Source organism: Metallibacterium scheffleri, from assembly GCF_002077135.1.
GTDB classification, from domain to species: Bacteria; Pseudomonadota; Gammaproteobacteria; order Xanthomonadales; family Rhodanobacteraceae; genus Metallibacterium; species Metallibacterium scheffleri.
In genome coordinates this window covers 1,122,481-1,139,467 of the sequence record NZ_LDOS01000001.1, presented here as the reverse complement: position 1 = coordinate 1,139,467, position 16,987 = coordinate 1,122,481, and the positions used below count along the sequence as shown (strand labels likewise).

Here is a 16,987-nt window from a genome sequence, read left to right as displayed (position 1 = left end):
TCAGCGGCAGTTCGCGGGCAGGTATTGCAGGCTCAGGCCGCTGCCGGGCTTGCAGTTCCACAGGATCGAGCCGCTGCCCTTCACCGGCGACAGTTGCAGCGTGGCGCGGGGATCGCCTTGTTGGCCTTGGGCCCGCCATAGGCCATCGTGACCACGCCGCCGGTGACGGTGACGCTGGACACATAATTGCCAGAAATCGAATTGGCGCCCGGCAAGCCGGCCGAGGCGTTGTCGCCGGGCATACGGCCGGTTTCGTTGGCGAACAGTTCCACCGCCGATCGGGCGCTGCCCGCCAGCGACCAGCCTTCGCTGAACTGGGCGCGGATCAGGTAGTTCTGGTACGCCGGGATGGCGATGGCGGCGAGGATGGCGAGGATGGCGAGGATGGCCACCACGATCATCAGCCGATCAGCGTGAAACCGGACTGCATGGGCCTGCGCATGGGTGGATTCCCCCTGGATACGGGGTGAATGGCGAGCAGGTTCCGGGCCAAACAATGGTTACGTTGTGATGAACCTCACACAGTACGGCGCCCCGGCTATTTGGCGATACCGAGAAACACCGCCAGGCGGCGCACGACGTCTTGCAGGATGGGGGCGTCGATCACGCCGATGCTGGCGCCGATCTTGTCGCGCGCCACGGTGACGGCCTTGTCCAGCATCACCTGCGAGGGTTTGCGCAAGCCATTGCCGGCGCCGGGTTCGATGTCCACGCGAAACAGCGGTGCCGCGCGCAACTCGCTGGTCACCGGCAGCACCGTGACGGAGGGGTGCGCGGCGAAGAAGTCCGATTGGATCACCAGCGCGGGCCGCGGTTTGCCCTGATCGCCCTGCAGGACAATGGTGACCAGATCGCCGCGCTTCACTTCCAGCCCGCGCTGCTGAACACGTCCTCGATCCAGTGCAGGCTTGCGCGTTCGTGCGCGTCATCCAGCAGCAGCGCGGATTGGCGCCGGCATGCGTCGGCGAAGCCGGGCGCGCGCGTATCGGGAACCCAGAGCTGCACCGGGCGCAGTCCTGCCTTGCGCAAGGCTTGGCGGTGGCGGGACACGCGAACGGCGATGGGTGTGGTCATGGCGGGCATCGTGCTGTTACAAGTAACAGCCTGGCACCGCCCGGAAGGTCGTGCAAGCCGCGCGCGCAAGGCGCGGCTTGCCTGGAGGCGGTCCGCTCAGGGCCGGCGCGCGAGTTCCGGATTGTCCTTGGTCACCGGCATCAGGTCTTTCTTGGACACGCCCATCCACAGCAGCAGCGGGCTGGAGATGAAGATCGACGACAGCGTGCCGATGAGGATGCCGAACAGCATGGTGATGGCGAAGCCATGCACGGCGGGGCCGCCGAAGAAGAACAGCGCGGCCATGGCGATGCCGGTGAACAACGAGGTGATGATGGTGCGCGACAGGGTGTTGTTGATGGCGCGGTTGAGCACTTCCTCGGGCTCGGCGCGGCGCGCGGTGCGGAACAGCTCGCGCACGCGGTCGAACACGACGACCTTGTCGTTGATCGAATAACCCACCACGGCCAGCACCGAGGCCAGCACGGTGAGGTCGAAATCGCGCTGGGTGAGCGCGTAGAAACCCAGCGTGACCACGGTGTCGTGCACCTCGGTGATCAGCGCGGCCACGGCGAAGCGTTTCTCGAAGCGCGCCCACAGGTAGATCATGATGCCGAAGATGACGAAGATCACCGCCACGATGCCGTCGTTGCGCAGCTCGGAGCCGACCTGCGGGCCGACGAAATCGGTGCGCTTGAGCGTGGCGTCGGGACGCGCGGCCTGCAGGACCTTCATCACCGTGGCGGCCAACTGGTCGGCGGTGCCCTGCTGCTGGCTGAGGTTCTTGTCGGCCGCGTTGTGCGGCTGCAGGCGGATGGACAACTCGCGCGTGCCGCCCAGGCTTTGCACCAGCGCGTGCTCGTAGCCGGCCTTGGCCAGGGTGTCGCGCACCGCGCCGGCGTCGATGGGCTTGGCGTAGCTGACCTCGACCAGCACGCCGCCGGTGAAATCCAGCCCGTAGTTGAGCCCGCGCGTGGCGATCAGCGCGACCGAACCCAGGAACAGCACCAGCGCGATGCCGATGCTGTATTTGCGCAGGTTGAGAAAATGGATGTTGCTGTGCGGGTTGAAGATTTCCATGGCTGGGTCCTTATACCGACAGCGTCTTGAGCTTGCGGCCGCCGTGGATCAGCGCGGTGACGGCGTGGGTGACGGTCACCGAGGTGAACATCGAGGTGAGGATGCCCACGCCGAGCGTGATGGCGAAGCCGCGGATCGAGCCGGAGGCGAAGATCATCAGTCCGGTGGCCGCCAGCAGGTGGGTGACGTTGGCGTCGAGGATGGTCGCCCAGGCTTTCTCGTAGCCGGCGCGGATCGAGGCCAGCGGCGTCGAGCCGTTGCGCAGTTCCTCGCGGATGCGCTCGCAGATCAGCACGTTGGCGTCGATCGCCATGCCCAGGGTGAGCACGATGCCGGCGATGCCGGGCATGGTCAGCGTGGCCTGGAACAGGCTGAGCACCGCGACCAGCAGGATCAGGTTGAACACCAGGGCGATGTCGGCGACCAGGCCGAACAGCTTGTAGTAGATCGCCGCCGCGACCAGCACCAGGCCCAGGCCGAGCAGCACCGAGAGCAGGCCCTTCTCGATATTGAGCTGGCCCAGGCTGGGACCGATCACGCGCTCCTCGACGATGTTCATGGGCGCGGCCAGCGAGCCGGACTTGAGCAGCAGCGCCAGGCTGGTGGCCTCGGTCTGGGTCAGGCCGGTGGTCTGGAAGTTCTTGCCGAATACGCCCTGCACGGTGGCGCTGCTGATGACCATTTCCTTGGTCTTGGAGGTGTGCACTTCCTTGCCGTCGACGGTTTTCACCTCGGGGATGCGCTCGATGTACACCACCGCCATCGGCTTGCCGACGTTCTTGGTGGTGAAGTCGAACATGCGCGTGGCGGCGGCCGAATCCAGCTCGACGTTGACCGTGGGCTGGCCGGACTGCGAGTCGAAGCCGGCGCTGGCGTTGAGCATCTGGTCACCGGAGGCGATCACCTGTTTCTTCAGCACGATCGGCTGGCCGTCGCGCATGTAGTACAGGCGGTCCTCGGGCGGCACGATGCCGGTTTTCACCGCCTGCGCCACGTCCACGTTCTGATCGACGGCGTGGTATTCGATGGTGGCGGTGGCGCCGAGGATCTTCTTGGCCTCGGCGGTGTCCTGCACGCCGGGCAGTTCGACCACGATGCGCGTGGCGCCCTGCTGCTGGATCACCGGTTCGGACACGCCCAGCGCGTTGACGCGGTTGCGCATGGTGGCCAGGTTCTGGTGGATGATCGAGCCTTCGATCTTGTCCATCTCGGCCGGGCTGAGCACCGCGGTCAGCACATAGTCGCCCGCGCCGGAAGCGCCATTGGCCACGGTCAGCGCGGTGTCGTTGGTATTGATCAGCGTGCGCGCGGCGTCACGCGCGGCGGCGGTCTTCAGCACCACGGTGATCGTGCTGCCGCGGCGCTCGACGCTGCGATAGTCGATCTTCTTGGCGCGCAGGCTGTCGCGCACGTCTTCCAGATAGCGATGCATCTGCTGGTCGAGCACGCTGTTGGCATCCACCTGCATCAAAAAGTGCACGCCGCCTTGCAGATCCAGGCCCAGCGGCATGGCGTTGGCGCCGATGGCGCGCAGCCAGGCGGGCACCGAGCTGGCCAGGTTCACCGCCACCACGTACTTGTCGCCCAGCGCATCGCGCAGCACGGTGTAGGCCTTGAGCTGCACGTTGGTGTTGGGAAAACGCAGCAACAGGCGCTCGCCCTTCAGGTCGGGGGTGGGGCTGGGCACGCCGGATTTCTGCAGGTCCTGCGCGATCTGCTGCTGCAGCGCGGGCGTGATCGGGTTGCTGTTGCTGCCCTGGATCTGCACCGCGGCCTGCGGACGGAATGCGTTGGGCAGCGCATACAGGATGCCGAACAGCAGCACCACCAGCACCAGCCAGTATTTCCAGCGGGGAAAGTCGTTCATGATCGGGTTCCACCTGGGCCGCGCCAGCGCGTGGCGCAACGCGAGTTCAAGAGGACTTCAGCGTGCCCTTGGGCAGCACCGCGGAGATGGCCTGGCGCTGGATGCGCACGGTGACGTTGGTCGCCACCTCGAGGCTGATGAAGCTCTCGTCCATGGCGTCGATGCGCCCGACCATGCCGCCGGTGGTGATGACTTCGTCGCCCTTGGCCAGCTCGGAAATCATCTTCTTGAGTTCTTTCTGCCGCTTCATCTGCGGGCGGATCATCATGAAATACATCAGGCCGAACAGCACCACCATCATGATGATGAACTGCAGGCCACCACCACCTGGGGCTGCTGCGGGAGCCGCGCCTGCGGCGTGGGCGGAGGGAATCAGGAAATCCATCGTCGGTCTCGGTCAGGGCCGGCGTGCCGGCGTTCAAAAGCGCTGAAGTATGCCACGCGCCCCGCGGTCCTGCAGGCGCGGCGCACGCCATGCGACCGTCATGGGGCTGGCGCGGGACCGGCGCGGACCCGTCATTCCTACGCCCCGCTGCGCGTCATTCCCACGCAGTGCCTGCCCCCGCGAAGGCGGGGGTGGGAATAAGGGACGCAGCGGTGGCGGGGATGGCTTGCGGGCAAGCTCAGACGAAGCGGTGGCGGCGATGACGGAAGCGAAGGCCATGCCGCGCGCGCCTGCGCGCGAGCAGGTCCGTGCGCAAGGGTTATGACGAAGCGGCGCCGGGGGTACCGCCCCCGCGACGCGGGTGGTATCCTGTACAAATCCTTTTACTGATAGACACTTAGCGCAACACGCGCGTCCGTTCGGGCGGCGTCGGCGCGGGAGGAACCATCATGCAGCTGCTGCAAAAACTCGCCGAATTGCGTGCCGCCGGCGGGCGCGCGCTGTGCCAGGGCCTAGACGAGGCCAGCCTGCGCGGCTTCGCCGACGACGCCAACCTGATCGCCGCGGTGGACGAGGCCGTGGCCGCGTTCGCCAGGCTCAAGGCCGAGATGCCCGAGTTCGTGGCGCTGGACGAGCACGCGCAGATCCAGCGCGCGCAGGCCGGCTTCGTCAATTTCTACCCGGACGACGCGGTCAACCCGTACATCGCGCTGACCGCGCGCGGACCGTGGCTGGTCACCCTCAAGGGCGCGGTGCTGCACGACAACGGCGGCTACGGCATGCTCGGCTTTGGCCACGCGCCGCAGCCGGTGATCGACGCCATGGCGCGACATCAGGTGATGGCCAACGTGATGACGCCAAGCGTGTCGCAACTGCGCTTCGACGCGGCGCTGCGCGCCGAGATCGGCCATACCCGCGGCGGCTGTCCGTATTCGCATTTCCTGTGCCTGAACTCGGGCTCGGAGGCGGTGAGCCTGGCCGGCCGTTTCGCCGACGTGAACACCAAGCTGATGACCGACCCCGACGCGCCGCACGCGGGACGCACGGTGAAACGCCTCGCGGTCAAGGGCGCCTTCCACGGCCGCACCGAGCTGCCGGCGCAGTATTCCGATTCCTCGCGCAAGACCTACACGCAGCACCTGGCCAGCTACCAGCACGACGCCGCGCACCTGCTCACCGTCGCGGCCTACGACGTGGAGCAGTTGCAGCGGACCTTCGCCGACGCCGCGCGCGAGGGCTGGCACATCGAGGCCATGTTCATCGAGCCGGTGATGGGCGAAGGCGATCCGGGCCGCGCGCTGACGCCGGCGTTCTACCAGGCCGCGCGCGAGCTCACCCGTGAACACGGCACGCTGCTGCTGGTGGACTCGATCCAGGCCGGGCTGCGCGCGCACGGCGTGCTGTCGATCGTCGATTACCCCGGCTTCGAGGGGCTCGACGCGCCGGACATGGAAACCTATTCCAAGGCGCTCAACGCCGGTCATTACCCGCTGTCGGTGCTGGCGCTGAACGCGCGCACCGCGGCGCTGTACCGCAAGGGCATCTACGGCAACACCATGACCAGCAACCCGCGCGCGCTGGACGTGGCCTGCACCACGCTGGGCATGCTCACGCCACAGATGCGCGCGAACATCCGCGCGCGCGGCCAGGAGTTTCTGGCCAAGTTCAACGCGCTCAAGGACGAACTGCCCGGCCTGATCACCAAGGTACAGGGCACCGGCTTGCTGTTTTCCTGCGAACTGGCGCCGCAGTTCAAGTGCTTTGGCGCCGGCTCCACCGAGGAATGGCTGCGCCTGCACGGCATCGGCGTGATCCACGGCGGCGCCAATTCGCTGCGCTACACCCCGCATTTCAACGTGAACAGCGGCGAAATCGAACTGATCGTCGCGCATCTGCGGCGGGCCCTGCTGGAAGGCCCGCGCCTGCAACAGCCGGCCGGTGCCCGCGCCGCAGCCTGAACGCCCACCCCGCGCCGCGCCGGCTGGTGCCATGGGGCGCGCGTAAACTCGATGAGCCGGTCGTGGGATCGGCTCATCGTCTGGAGGGGTTTTCCATGCAGATTCGTCTGATCGCGAGCCTGGCGCTCGCCTGCCTGTTGTTCGCCGGCGGCGCCAGCGCCGCCACCACCGCCAGCGGCAAGACCATGACGCCGCAGCAGGAGCGCATGGCCGAGTGCAGCCACCAGTCCAAGGGCATGCACGGCGCCGAGCACAAGACCTTCATGAGCCATTGCATGAAGGGCCACGCCGCCATGCCGATGGCCACGGCCAAGCACGAAATGGCCAAGCCCAGCATGACGGCCAAGCATGAAATGGCCGAGCACGAAATGATGGCCAAGCATGAAATGGCCAAGCCCGGCATGATGGGCGGCAAGGCCATGCAGAACGAAAAAATGAAAACCTGCAGCGCCGAGGCCAAGGCCAAGAAACTGATGGGTGCCGAACGCACCATGTTCATGAGCACGTGCCTGAAAGCGCATTGATCGCGCCACGCGGCGGGTTCGCATACCCTGCGGGCGCCACGGCGCCCGCTTTTCAAGAAGACAAGGCCATGCGCCACGCCCCGCCCGCGCCCACGGCCCCTCATTCCTGATATTCGATCACCCTCCGCATCAGACCAGCGCCAGCACATCACCCAGCAGCGCCTGCGCGGTGATTTCCGGGCCGGCGCCGGGGCCCTGGATCACCAGCGGCTGCGCGCGGTAGCGCGTGGTCTTGAGCGCGAACAGGTTGTCGGTGCCGCGCAGATGCGCCGCCGGATGCGTGGCGGCCACCTCGACCAGCCCCACCTGCGCGCGGCCGTGGCGATCGATGCGTGCGAGATGGCGCAGCACCGCGCCGCGTGCCGTGGCCGCGGCATGGCGCGCGGCCAGCGGCGCGTCCAGCGCTTCGAGGTTGGCCGCGAACTGCCCGGTGTCGAGCGCGCGCAGCACCTCGGGCACCAGGTTCTCCACCTGCACGGCGGCGCGGGTCAGCGCGAAGCCAGCCGTGCGCGCCAGGATCAACAGCTTGCGCGCGACATCCTCGCCGGACAGGTCGGCACGCGCATCGGGCTCGGTGTAGCCGCGCGCGCGCGCCTCGCGCAGCAGCGCCGAGAACGGCCGCGTGCCGTCGTAGCGGTTGAACAGCCACGACAGCGATCCGGACAACACGCCTTCGAGGGACAGCAGCGCATCGCCGCAAGCGTGCAGCCGGCGCAGCGTGGACAGCACCGGCAGACCGGCGCCGACCGTGGCCGCATCGCCATAGCGCGCGTGGCCCGCGCACGCCGCCTGTAGCGCGTGCCAACCTTGCAGATCGCCGCCGGCCAGCGCCTTGTTGGCGGTGACCACGTGGTAGCCGCGCGCCAGCCACGCCGGGTGGCGCGCGGCCAGCACCGCGCTGGCGCTGGCATCGATGATCACCTTGTGCACTGCCGCGTCGGCATCCAGCGCGGCCAGCAGGGCCGCGTCGTCGCGCGCGGCGCCGGCGACAGCCAGCCGCTCACGCAGGCTGCGCTCGGCCAGGCCCGCGGGATCGGTCTGCTGATGGCGCGAGTTGGCCGCGCCGACCAGGCCCAGCGCCGCGCCCGCCGGCGTGTCCAGCAACCTGAGGAATGCGCCGCCGACCATGCCGGTGCCGAGCAGCACCACGGCGTGGCGCCGCCGCAACGCGCGCGGCAGCGACGCCTGCCCGGCCAGCAGCGCATTCACGCCGGCACCTTGCGCGCGGCGGCGTGCCCGACCCATGCACGCTCACGCATGGCCGGCTGCCTGCACCAGCGCGGCGCGCAGCAGCGCGCCCAGCGCCGCGGTTTCCTTGAGGAACGCGTCGTGGCCGTAATCGGAGTCCAGCACGTGCAGCTCGCACGGCGCGCCGAGGCCGCGCTGCAGCGCGCACAAGTCGGCCACCGGCACCAGTTGGTCGGTGCTGAAGCCGATCAGCGTGGTCGGCACGCGCACCGCGGCAGGATCGAGCGCGTGCAGATCGATGGATTCGGACAACGCCAGGAACCGCCGCGCGTCGAAGCGCTGCACGAAACGCGCGCCGGCACCTTCCAGCCAGTCCTCCGCGGCCACGCGCACGCGGCCCGCGGCGAGCACGGCCGGCGCATCGAAGCGCCGCGCCAGTTCACGCGGGCTGCGGTAGCCGATCATCGCCAGTTGCCGCGCCAACGCCAGGCCGCGCGCGGCGTCGCCGCTGTCCAGCGCGAGGCGCACGATGCCGCGCTGCACCGCGCGCAGCGCCGCGGCCTGCGGGTGCGCGCGGTGCGCACCGGCGATGGCGATCAAGCGCCGCAGCCGCGCCGGAAACTGCGCGGCGAAAGCCAGCCCGACCATCGCGCCGTAGGACGCTCCCACCAGCGCATGCAGGCGCGCGATGCCCAGCGCATCGAGCACGCCGGCCAGGGCCTGCGCCTGGTCACGGCTGTCGACGGCGTCAGCCGCCAGGCTTTCCGCATCCAGCCAGTCGAAACTGAGCACGCGCCAGCGCGCGACATCCAGCGCGCCGTCGCGCGCGGTCTGCGTCTGCCACCAGCCGGGCTGCCCGGCGGCGTCGGCCACCTGCCGGTCCGCCGAGATGCCGCCCAGCACCGCGATGACCGGCGCTGCGGCCGGCCCGTGCAGGCGCCATGCCACGCGCAGCGCGCGCGCCTCGTGGCCGTGCGCGGGCCGCAACCACAGCCGCGCTTCGCCTTCATGCAGGTCGCTGTCGTGCGGCGCGGATGCCGAAGTCGTGGATTGCGCCAGCGCGTGCCGGGCGGGTTGCAGATCGAGCAGGCTCATCGGTGGCTCCGGTGATCCAGTCCCGCGGACTCCGGAAGCGCGCAGCGCAGACCATCCGCGCCCGCCCATCTTCCGGATCGCGCACCATGCGCGCTCCGCAGGAATTGGCACCTTGCGCATCGCGCTGGCTGCCTCGGCGTCACTGGGCCTGTCCCTACGCCGATCTGGATGAGGTGCGCGCACTCTAGGCGCGCATCAGTAACATGTCAATAGACGTTTAGACGTCTGTACGTCCATTGACATCGTGCGGCGTGCACGCCGTGACCACCGCGCGGTGCGGCGCTATGCTGCGCGCCCGCGCCGCGCCTGCCGCGTTTGCGCATCACCCATCGCGCCACCCCATGCCCACCGATCTGTCCCGCGCCGGTTTCGCGCGCATTCCCGCCACCCGCATGCGCGCGTGGCTCGAATCCCATGGCAGCCTGCGCGACTGGCCCGCCTTCGCCGCGAGCTGGAACCAGCTCGAACCGGACACCTACCTTGCCGCGCTGGGACGCCAGCGGCGACGACGCTACGCGGTGTTCACGCTCGATGCCGCCGCGATCCGCCTCGAAGTAGCGCAGCCGCACTACCAAAGCGTCCACTACAACGCGTTGCAGGGCGGCATCGAACGCTGGTTCGCGCCGATCCTGCCCGCGATCACCGCCAGCGCCAGCCTGCTGTGCATCCTGCGCAGCGCGCACGCTCTGTTCGCGCCGTTGTCGCCCGCAGTGCGCCGATGGCACGTGGAGGTGCACCAGTTCCGCATCGAGGCACGCGCGGATGCCGCCGGCGAGCCCACCCCGGAGGGCAGTCATCGCGATGGCGTGGACTGGGTGCTGGTGCTGCTGATCGAACGCCGCAACGTGCGCCACGGCAGCACCACGATCCACGCGCCGGATGGCAGGCAGCTGGGCGAGTTCACCTTGTCCGCGCCGCTGGACGCGGCGCTGGTGGACGACACGCGCGTGCTGCACGGCGTGACCGCGGTGCAGCCCATTGACCCCGCGCTGCCGGCCTGGCGCGACGTGCTCGTGGTGACCCTGCGTGCCCTGCCGCCGCCTCACCGCCATCCAGCGCCTTTCGCTGTCCCGCCTCCTGGATGACCAGCTTCGCTGTTGAGAAGCGCAGACTCCGGCCTCGTCGAAGCGCGATCAGCCGAGGCCGCGCGCGAGGTCGTCGATGATGTCGGTGACGGATTCCAGGCCTACCGAGACGCGCAGCAGGCCGTCGCTGATGCCAGCCTCGGCGCGCTGCGCGGTGCTCATGCGGCCGTGCGTGGTCGTCGCCGGGTGCGTGATCGTGCTCTTGCTGTCGCCGAGATTGCCGGTGATCGAGATCATGCGCGTGGCATCCACCACGCGCCACGCGGCCTGCTGACCGCCGCGCACCTCGAACGCCACGATGCCGCCAAAACCTTCCTGTTGCCGCTGCGCCAGCGCGTGCTGTAGGTGCGTGGCGAGTCCTGGGTAATACACCCGTTCGACCTGCGCTTGCCCCTGCAGCCAGAGCGCCAGGCGCTGCGCATTCTCGCAGTGTGCGCGCATGCGCAGACGCAGCGTTTCCAGGCCCTTGAGAAATACCCAGGCATTGAACGGACTCATGCTGGGCCCGGCGCTGCGCAGGAATCCGAAGATGTCCTTGCCCACGCGCTCGGCATCGCCGACCACGGCTCCGCCGAGGCAGCGGCCCTGGCCATCGAGGTACTTGGTGGCGGAATGGATCACCAGATCGGCGCCCAGCGCCAGCGGTCGCTGCAGCGCCGGCGTGCACAGGCAATTGTCGATCGCCAGCAACGCGCCGTGCGCATGCGCCAGCTCGGCCAGCGCGGCGATATCGACCAGCTCGAGCAGGGGATTCGAGGGCGTTTCCGCGAACAGCAGCCGCGTGTTCGGACGGATCGCGGCGGACCAGGCCGACAGCTCGGTCTGCGCGACGAAATCCACCTGCACGCCGAAGCGCTTGAGGTAACGCTCGAACAGATTGATCGTCGAGCCGAACACGCTGCGCGAGCACACCACGTGGTCGCCCTGCTGCAGCAGACCCATGCAGGTGGCCAGGATGGCGGCCATGCCGGACGCGGTGGCCACGCAGGCCGCGCCGCCTTCCAGCGCGGCCAGGCGATCCTGGAACGTGCGCACGGTGGGATTGGTGAAACGCGAATAGACGTTGCCCGGCGTGGCGCCGGAAAACCGTGCCGCGGCCTCGGCCGCGCTGCCGTAGGCGAAGCTGGAGGTCGCATAGATCGCCTCGGCGTGCTCGCCCTCGCTGCCGCGCACCTGTCCGGCGCGCACCGCGAGCGTGTCGAAATCCTGCGGAAAATCACTGCCCATGTGCAACCCCGTCGCGTTGAGTTCGGATCCCGGCACGAACACGCCGGCACGGCCTGCGGCCATGGGCGATGGTAGCGCGGGGGCCGGCGCGTGCGGCGCAAGCGCGGCGTCACGCACCGGCACCGCTACAATGGCCGGCTTGCTGCCATCCGTGGGTCACCATGTCCGCGCACCTCGACGAAACCCGCCGCCGACGCACCTTCGCCATCATCTCGCACCCGGATGCGGGCAAGACCACGCTGACCGAAAAACTGCTGCTGTTCGGCGGCGCCATCCAGATGGCCGGCTCGGTCAAGGGGCGCAAGGCCGCGCGACATGCCACCTCCGACTGGATGGCGCTGGAGAAAGAACGCGGCATCTCGGTGACCAGCTCGGTGATGCAGTTTCCCTACGCCGGGCGCATCGTCAATCTGCTGGACACGCCCGGCCACGCGGATTTCTCCGAGGACACCTACCGCGTGCTCACCGCGGTGGACTCGGCACTGATGGTGATCGACTGCGCCAAGGGCGTGGAGGAGCGCACCATCAAGCTGATGGACGTGTGCCGGCTGCGCGACACACCGATCATGAGCTTCGTCAACAAGCTCGACCGCGAGGGCCGCGCGCCGATCGACCTGCTCGACGAGATCGAGTCGGTGCTGCAGATCCAGTGCGCGCCGATCACCTGGCCCATCGGCATGGGCTCCAGCCTCAAGGGCGTCTATCACCTGCTCGACGACGAGGTGCACCTGTACGAGCCGGGGCGCAACTTCACGCGCCAGGATTCCACGATCTTCAAGGGCCTCGACGCCCCCGAGCTGCTGGCGCGCATCGGCGCGCAGGCGCTGCGCGAACTGCGCGACGAGCTGGAACTGGTGCAGGGCGCCTCGCATCCGTTCGACCGCGCGGCCTACCTGGCCGGGCAGCAGGCGCCGGTGTTCTTCGGCTCGGCGGTGAACAACTTCGGCGTGCAGTTGCTGCTGGATTTCTTCGTCGAACACGCGCCTGCGCCGCGACCACGCGCCACCATCACCCGTCCGGTCGATCCCGTCGAGGAAAATTTCAGCGGCTTCGTGTTCAAGATCCAGGCCAACATGGACCCGCAGCACCGCGACCGCGTGGCGTTTCTGCGCGTGTGCTCGGGCCACTACGCGGCGGGCATGAAGGCGCTGCAGGTGCGCACCGGAAAAGAGGTGAAGCTGGCCAACGCGCTGACCTTCATGGCCGCGGACCGCGAGATCGCCGAAAGCGCCTGGCCGGGCGATGTGATCGGACTGCACAACCACGGCACCATCGCCATCGGCGACACCTTCAGCGCCGGCGAGAAACTCACCTATACCGGCATTCCCAACTTCGCGCCGGAGCTGTTCCGGCGTGCGCGGCTGCGCGATCCGCTCAAGCTCAAGCAATTGCACAAAGGGCTGGCGCAACTGTCCGAGGAAGGCGCCACGCAGTTCTTCCGCCCGCTGCTGTCGAATGATCTGATCCTCGGCGCGGTCGGCGCACTGCAGTTCGAGGTCGTCGCGTATCGCCTCCGGGACGAATACGGCGTGGATGCCGGCTTCGAGGCGGTGGGCGTCGTCACGGCACGCTGGGTACGCTGCAGCGATGCGAAAACACTCGAGGAATTCCGCGAGAAATACGCCATGAACCTGGCCGTGGATGCAGCCGGCGAACTGGTCTATCTGGCCCCCTCGCGCGTGAACTTGCAGCTCGCCCAGGAACGCGCGCCCGGCGTGACGTTCGCGGCCACGCGCGAGCATGCGACTGCGCTGGCGGGCTGAGCACGCCACGCATCGAGTCTGCCCGGGTGCTGCGCGCGGTCTGCGCCGATGCGGACTGATACGAAATGGCAATCAACCATCGAGAATGATCAGGCTGCATCCCCGCGCAAGGCCTGCCCCCATGAAGGCGGGGCGGGAATCCAGTGGGAATGGCCTTGTCTTTCGTTCCCCGCCGCCTCATCGTCATCCCCGCCGCCTCATCGTCATCCCCGCGCAGGCGGGGATCCAGTGACTTCAGCAAGCGATGGATCCCCGCCTGCGCGGGGATGACGAGCCGACTTGCGCGGGGAGACGAGCCCAAACGACCGGCCGTTCGCTCGAAGAATCTGATCTTGGCGAATACACGTTGATATGAAACCACAACGTGCCCGTCCCGGATCCCTTCAGGCCACGCGCGTCGCGTCCGCGCTGGCAGGCGTGGCGCGTGCAGCAGCGCCCGCGCGCAAATCGGCCGGATCGAAGTCATCGACGTTGATGAATTCGGCGCCGGCCTCGCGCACGTGCTTGAGCAGGGCGCCTTCGCTGGCCGTGATGGCACCGGCGCGCACCGCCGCGTCCACCTGCGCGGCGTACTCGTGCGCCTTGACCAGGCCGGCCTTCAGCGCCTTTTGCAGCTTGCGTTCGACCGGCTCGGCGGCGACCACGTCCGCCAGCAGCGCATGCAGGCGCCCGACCGGGTGGTTGGCGCTCGGCGTGAGATAACACCACTCCAGCATCATCGCGCGCGCCGCGCCGGGCGCGGTGATGGCGGCGGCCACGCGCCGCCCCAGCCGGTCGGACGGCGGCACCTCGCGCCGGCCCAGCGGAAACACCAGCACACGCAGCAGCCACGCCACCGGGCGGATGGGGAAGTTGCGGATCACGCCGTCCAGCGCGTTCTGCAGGCGCCAGATGCTTTCGTGGAACGCGAATGCCAGCAGCGGACGCTCGGCCTCGGGGCGACCGTTGTCCTCGTAGCGCTTGAGCAGGGCGCTGCCGATGTACAGATAACTGAGCACATCGCCGAGGCGCGCGGAGAGTTTCTCCTTGAATTTCAGGCGCCCGCCCAGCGTGCCCATGGCCACGTCCGCGCACAGCGCCAGCGCGGCCGAGTAGCGGTTGAGCTTGCGGTAATAGCGCTGGATGTGCGCGTCACCCGGCGCATTGCTGAGCCGCCCCAGACTCATCGCCAGAACGAAACTGCGCACCGCGTTGGACAGGCCGAAGCCGACGTGGCCGAACAGCGCCGCGTCGAAATCGCGCAGCGCCTTGCGCCGGTCGGGCTCGGCCACGGCGGCCATTTCCTTGAGCACCCAGGGATGGCAGCGAATGGCCCCTTGGCCGAAGATCATCAGCGAGCGCGTCATGATGTTGGCGCCCTCGACGGTGATGCTGATCGGCGCGCCCTGCCAGTTGCGCCCCAGATAATTGCCCGGGCCGAGGATGATGCCCTTGCCGCCGTGCACATCCATGGCGTCGCGCACCACCTCGCGGCCGATCTCGGTGGCGTGGTACTTGGCGATGGCCGAGGTGACCGCCGGCTTCTCGCCACGATCGACCGCCGCCGCGGTGGAACGCGACAGCGCGGTGACCAGATAGCTCATGCCGCCGATGCGCGCCAGCGCTTCCTCGACACCCTCGAAACGCGCGATGGACAGCCCGAACTGCTTGCGCAGGCGCGCGTAGGCGCCGCTAGCGGCGACCGCCAGGCGCGCGAAACCGGCGGCATTGGATGGCAGCGAAATCGCGCGCCCGACCGACAGGTTCTCGACCAGCATGCGCCAGCCGTGGCCGGCCATATCCGGCCCGCCGATCAGTTGCGTCAGCGGTACGAACACGTCCTTGCCGCGCACCGGGCCGTTCTGGAACGGGATGTTCAACGGCATGTGCCGGCGCCCGATATCCAGCCCCGGCGTCTCGCGCGGGATCAGCGCGAGGGTGATGCCGCGATCCTCGCTGTCGCCGATCAGGTGTTCGGGGTCATACAGGCGAAACGCCAGGCCGATGATCGTGGCGACTGGTGCCAGGGTGATGTAGCGCTTGTCGAAGGTGAGCCGCACGCCGGGCACTTCCTCGCCCTTCCACAAGCCCCTGCAGACGATGCCGTAGTCAGGAATCGACGTGGCATCCGAGCCCGCATACGGCCCGGTGAGCGCGAAGCACGGCACCTCGCGGCCATCGGCGAGGCGCGGCAGGTAATAGTCCTTCTGCTGCTCGCTGCCGTAGTGCAGCAACAGCTCGGCCGGGCCCAGCGAGTTGGGCACGGCGATGGTCGATGAGGCCGTGGGGCAGATGCTGGAGACCTTCTGCAGCACCGCCGAATGCGCCAGCGCCGAGAACTCCAGGCCGCCGTAGCGCCTGGGGATGATCATGCCGAAGAATTTTTCGCGCTTGAGGAACGCCCACACCTCGGGCGGCAGATCGGCCAGCTCGTGGGTGATGTGCCAATCGTCGAGCATCGCGCACAACTGCTCCACCGGGCCGTCCATGAAGGCCTGTTCCGCGGCGCTGAGCACCGGCTTGGGCTCGGCCAGCAGCTTGTGCCAGTCGGGCTTGCCCGAGAACAGCTCGGCCTCGAAGCCCACGCTGCCGGCATCCAGCGCGGTGCGCTCGGTCTCCGACAGACGCGGCAGCGCATGCGCGAAGGCTTTCAGCAAGGATCGGCTGAACAGCACGCGGCGCAGCGGCACGATGGCGAACGGCAAGCTCAGCACGGCCAGCACGATGGCGGCGATGAGCGCCTCGCGCGCACTGCCCTCGATCAAGCCCATGACCGCCGCCAGCACGATGCTCGACACCGACCACAACCAGGCGCTGCCGCGCAGGAACGCCAGCAGCAACGACAGCGCCAACAGCGCCAGCACGATCAACACGATGGTCATGACTCTACCCCGGCAGGTGTGCGCGGCAACGCGCGCACGAAATCGGCGATGGCGGCGACGAAGGCATCATTGGCGTCGCCCGCCAGCATGTGCGTGGCACCCGGCACGTTCACGTGAACAGCGCCGGGCAGGAGCTGCATGAACTCGTCCACGGTAGTCGCCGAGACGACATCGCTCAAGCCGCCGGAGACCAGCAGCGTCGGCAGGCGGATGCGGCGCGTGGCATCCAGCAGCGCCTGCTGTTGCGCGCGGCCCTCGTGCTCGACCACGTCCAGCAGCGCCGGATCCCAGTGCCAGCGCAGGCGGCCATCGTCGCCACGGCGCAACAAGGCATGCAGGCGCGCCTCGCTTTTGCGCGCGCCGCGCTGCGGCAGATAGGCGGCGACCGCCTGCGCGGCGGCCTCGTAATCGGCAAAACCCTGCGGATGCGCGCGCATGAATTCGAGGATGCGCGCCACGCCGGTCGGTTCCCAGCGCGGGGTGATGTCGATGAGTGCCAGCGCCGAGAACGGCACCGGACGCTGCGCATCACCGGCCACCACAATGCCCAGCAGACCGCCCATCGATGCGCCGATCAGCACCGGTGGCGTCGGCTGCGCGGCTGCCAGCGCGCGCAAATCCTCGATGAACTGCGCGAGGTGGTAGCGGCCATCGGCCACGCGCCCGCTGTCGCCGTGGCCGCGCGCGTCGAAGCTGACGCATTGCCAGCCCGCGGCCGCCAGCTTGCGGGTCGCGCCGCGCCACGCCTGCCGGGTCTGGCCGAAACCGTGCGCGAACAGCAGGACCGGCGCATCCGCCGCGCCGCAGCGTTCCACCGCGAGGCTGAGGCCGTCGGGGGCGATGAAGTGCTGCGTCTGCAGCGCTGCGTGTGCGTTGAGCGAATCCATCGCGACAGTGTGCG

15 protein-coding genes and 1 riboswitch are annotated in these 16,987 nt (G+C 68.6%); of the genes, 4 read left to right on the top strand and 11 right to left on the bottom strand.

Annotation, left to right across the window (positions count from 1 at the left end):
• Positions 1–80 precede the first annotated feature (80 nt).
• From Mschef_RS05085 to yajC, 6 genes are all read right to left on the bottom strand, one after another.
• Entirely contained in the window at positions 81–401 is a 321-nt protein-coding gene (locus Mschef_RS05085) for a pilin (protein ID WP_339325988.1), read from the bottom strand.
• Between the two features lie 137 nt (positions 402–538).
• Positions 539–865 (bottom strand): type II toxin-antitoxin system PemK/MazF family toxin, encoded by a 327-nt coding sequence (locus tag Mschef_RS05080; RefSeq protein WP_081126691.1) that lies wholly within the window; start codon positions 863–865, stop codon positions 539–541.
• Positions 862–1,074: an antitoxin MazE family protein gene (locus tag Mschef_RS05075; protein ID WP_081126690.1), complete on the bottom strand. Its 213-nt coding sequence runs from the start codon at positions 1,072–1,074 to the stop codon at positions 862–864. The genes Mschef_RS05080 and Mschef_RS05075 overlap by 4 nt, the downstream gene beginning before the upstream one ends.
• 96 nt (positions 1,075–1,170) lie before the next feature.
• On the bottom strand, positions 1,171–2,133 hold the full coding sequence (gene secF, locus Mschef_RS05070; RefSeq protein WP_081126689.1) for a protein translocase subunit SecF: 963 nt from the start codon (positions 2,131–2,133) through the stop codon (positions 1,171–1,173).
• Between the two features lie 10 nt (positions 2,134–2,143).
• A complete protein-coding gene (secD, locus tag Mschef_RS05065; protein WP_081126688.1) occupies positions 2,144–4,000 on the bottom strand; it encodes a protein translocase subunit SecD in 1,857 nt (618 codons plus the stop codon).
• Positions 4,001–4,046: 46 nt separating this feature from the next.
• Positions 4,047–4,385, bottom strand: a complete 339-nt coding sequence (yajC, locus tag Mschef_RS05060) for a preprotein translocase subunit YajC (protein WP_081126687.1) — start codon at positions 4,383–4,385, stop codon at positions 4,047–4,049.
• A gap of 449 nt (positions 4,386–4,834) precedes the next feature.
• On the opposite strand from yajC, the gene Mschef_RS05055 reads away from it, so the two are divergent.
• Together Mschef_RS05055 and Mschef_RS05050 are read left to right on the top strand one after the other, a co-directional pair.
• On the top strand, positions 4,835–6,343 hold the full coding sequence (locus tag Mschef_RS05055; RefSeq protein WP_081126686.1) for an aminotransferase class III-fold pyridoxal phosphate-dependent enzyme: 1,509 nt from the start codon (positions 4,835–4,837) through the stop codon (positions 6,341–6,343).
• 95 nt (positions 6,344–6,438) lie between these two features.
• A complete protein-coding gene (locus tag Mschef_RS05050) occupies positions 6,439–6,867 on the top strand; it encodes a PsiF family protein (RefSeq protein ID WP_081126685.1) in 429 nt (142 codons plus the stop codon).
• A gap of 129 nt (positions 6,868–6,996) precedes the next feature.
• Here the strand turns inward: Mschef_RS05050 and Mschef_RS05045 are convergent, their stop codons facing one another.
• Entirely contained in the window at positions 6,997–8,076 is a 1,080-nt protein-coding gene (locus Mschef_RS05045; RefSeq protein WP_081126859.1) for a homoserine dehydrogenase family protein, read from the bottom strand.
• Between the two features lie 42 nt (positions 8,077–8,118).
• Positions 8,119–9,150, bottom strand: coding sequence for a homoserine O-succinyltransferase MetX (metX, locus tag Mschef_RS05040; RefSeq protein WP_168708933.1), 1,032 nt, complete (start codon positions 9,148–9,150; stop codon positions 8,119–8,121).
• Between the two features lie 62 nt (positions 9,151–9,212).
• Positions 9,213–9,325: riboswitch (SAM riboswitch) on the bottom strand.
• A 166-nt stretch (positions 9,326–9,491) separates the two neighbouring features.
• Here metX and Mschef_RS05035 point away from each other — a divergent pair.
• Positions 9,492–10,235: a 2OG-Fe dioxygenase family protein gene (locus Mschef_RS05035; protein WP_081126858.1), complete on the top strand. Its 744-nt coding sequence runs from the start codon at positions 9,492–9,494 to the stop codon at positions 10,233–10,235.
• 48 nt (positions 10,236–10,283) lie between these two features.
• Here the strand turns inward: Mschef_RS05035 and Mschef_RS05030 are convergent, their stop codons facing one another.
• Positions 10,284–11,525 carry an O-succinylhomoserine sulfhydrylase gene (locus Mschef_RS05030; protein WP_197686717.1) on the bottom strand — a complete coding sequence of 414 codons (1,242 nt, stop codon included), beginning with the start codon at positions 11,523–11,525 and terminating at the stop codon, positions 10,284–10,286.
• Between the two features lie 98 nt (positions 11,526–11,623).
• Between Mschef_RS05030 and Mschef_RS05025 the strand changes: the two genes are divergently transcribed.
• Positions 11,624–13,225, top strand: coding sequence for a peptide chain release factor 3 (locus tag Mschef_RS05025; RefSeq protein ID WP_081126683.1), 1,602 nt, complete (start codon positions 11,624–11,626; stop codon positions 13,223–13,225).
• A 383-nt stretch (positions 13,226–13,608) separates the two neighbouring features.
• Here the strand turns inward: Mschef_RS05025 and Mschef_RS05020 are convergent, their stop codons facing one another.
• Together Mschef_RS05020 and Mschef_RS05015 are read right to left on the bottom strand one after the other, a co-directional pair.
• Positions 13,609–16,086, bottom strand: coding sequence for an acyl-CoA dehydrogenase (locus Mschef_RS05020; RefSeq protein ID WP_081126682.1), 2,478 nt, complete (start codon positions 16,084–16,086; stop codon positions 13,609–13,611).
• Positions 16,083–16,973 (bottom strand): alpha/beta fold hydrolase, encoded by an 891-nt coding sequence (locus Mschef_RS05015; RefSeq protein WP_081126681.1) that lies wholly within the window; start codon positions 16,971–16,973, stop codon positions 16,083–16,085. The genes Mschef_RS05020 and Mschef_RS05015 overlap by 4 nt, the downstream gene beginning before the upstream one ends.
• Between the last annotated feature and the right edge of the window lie 14 nt (positions 16,974–16,987).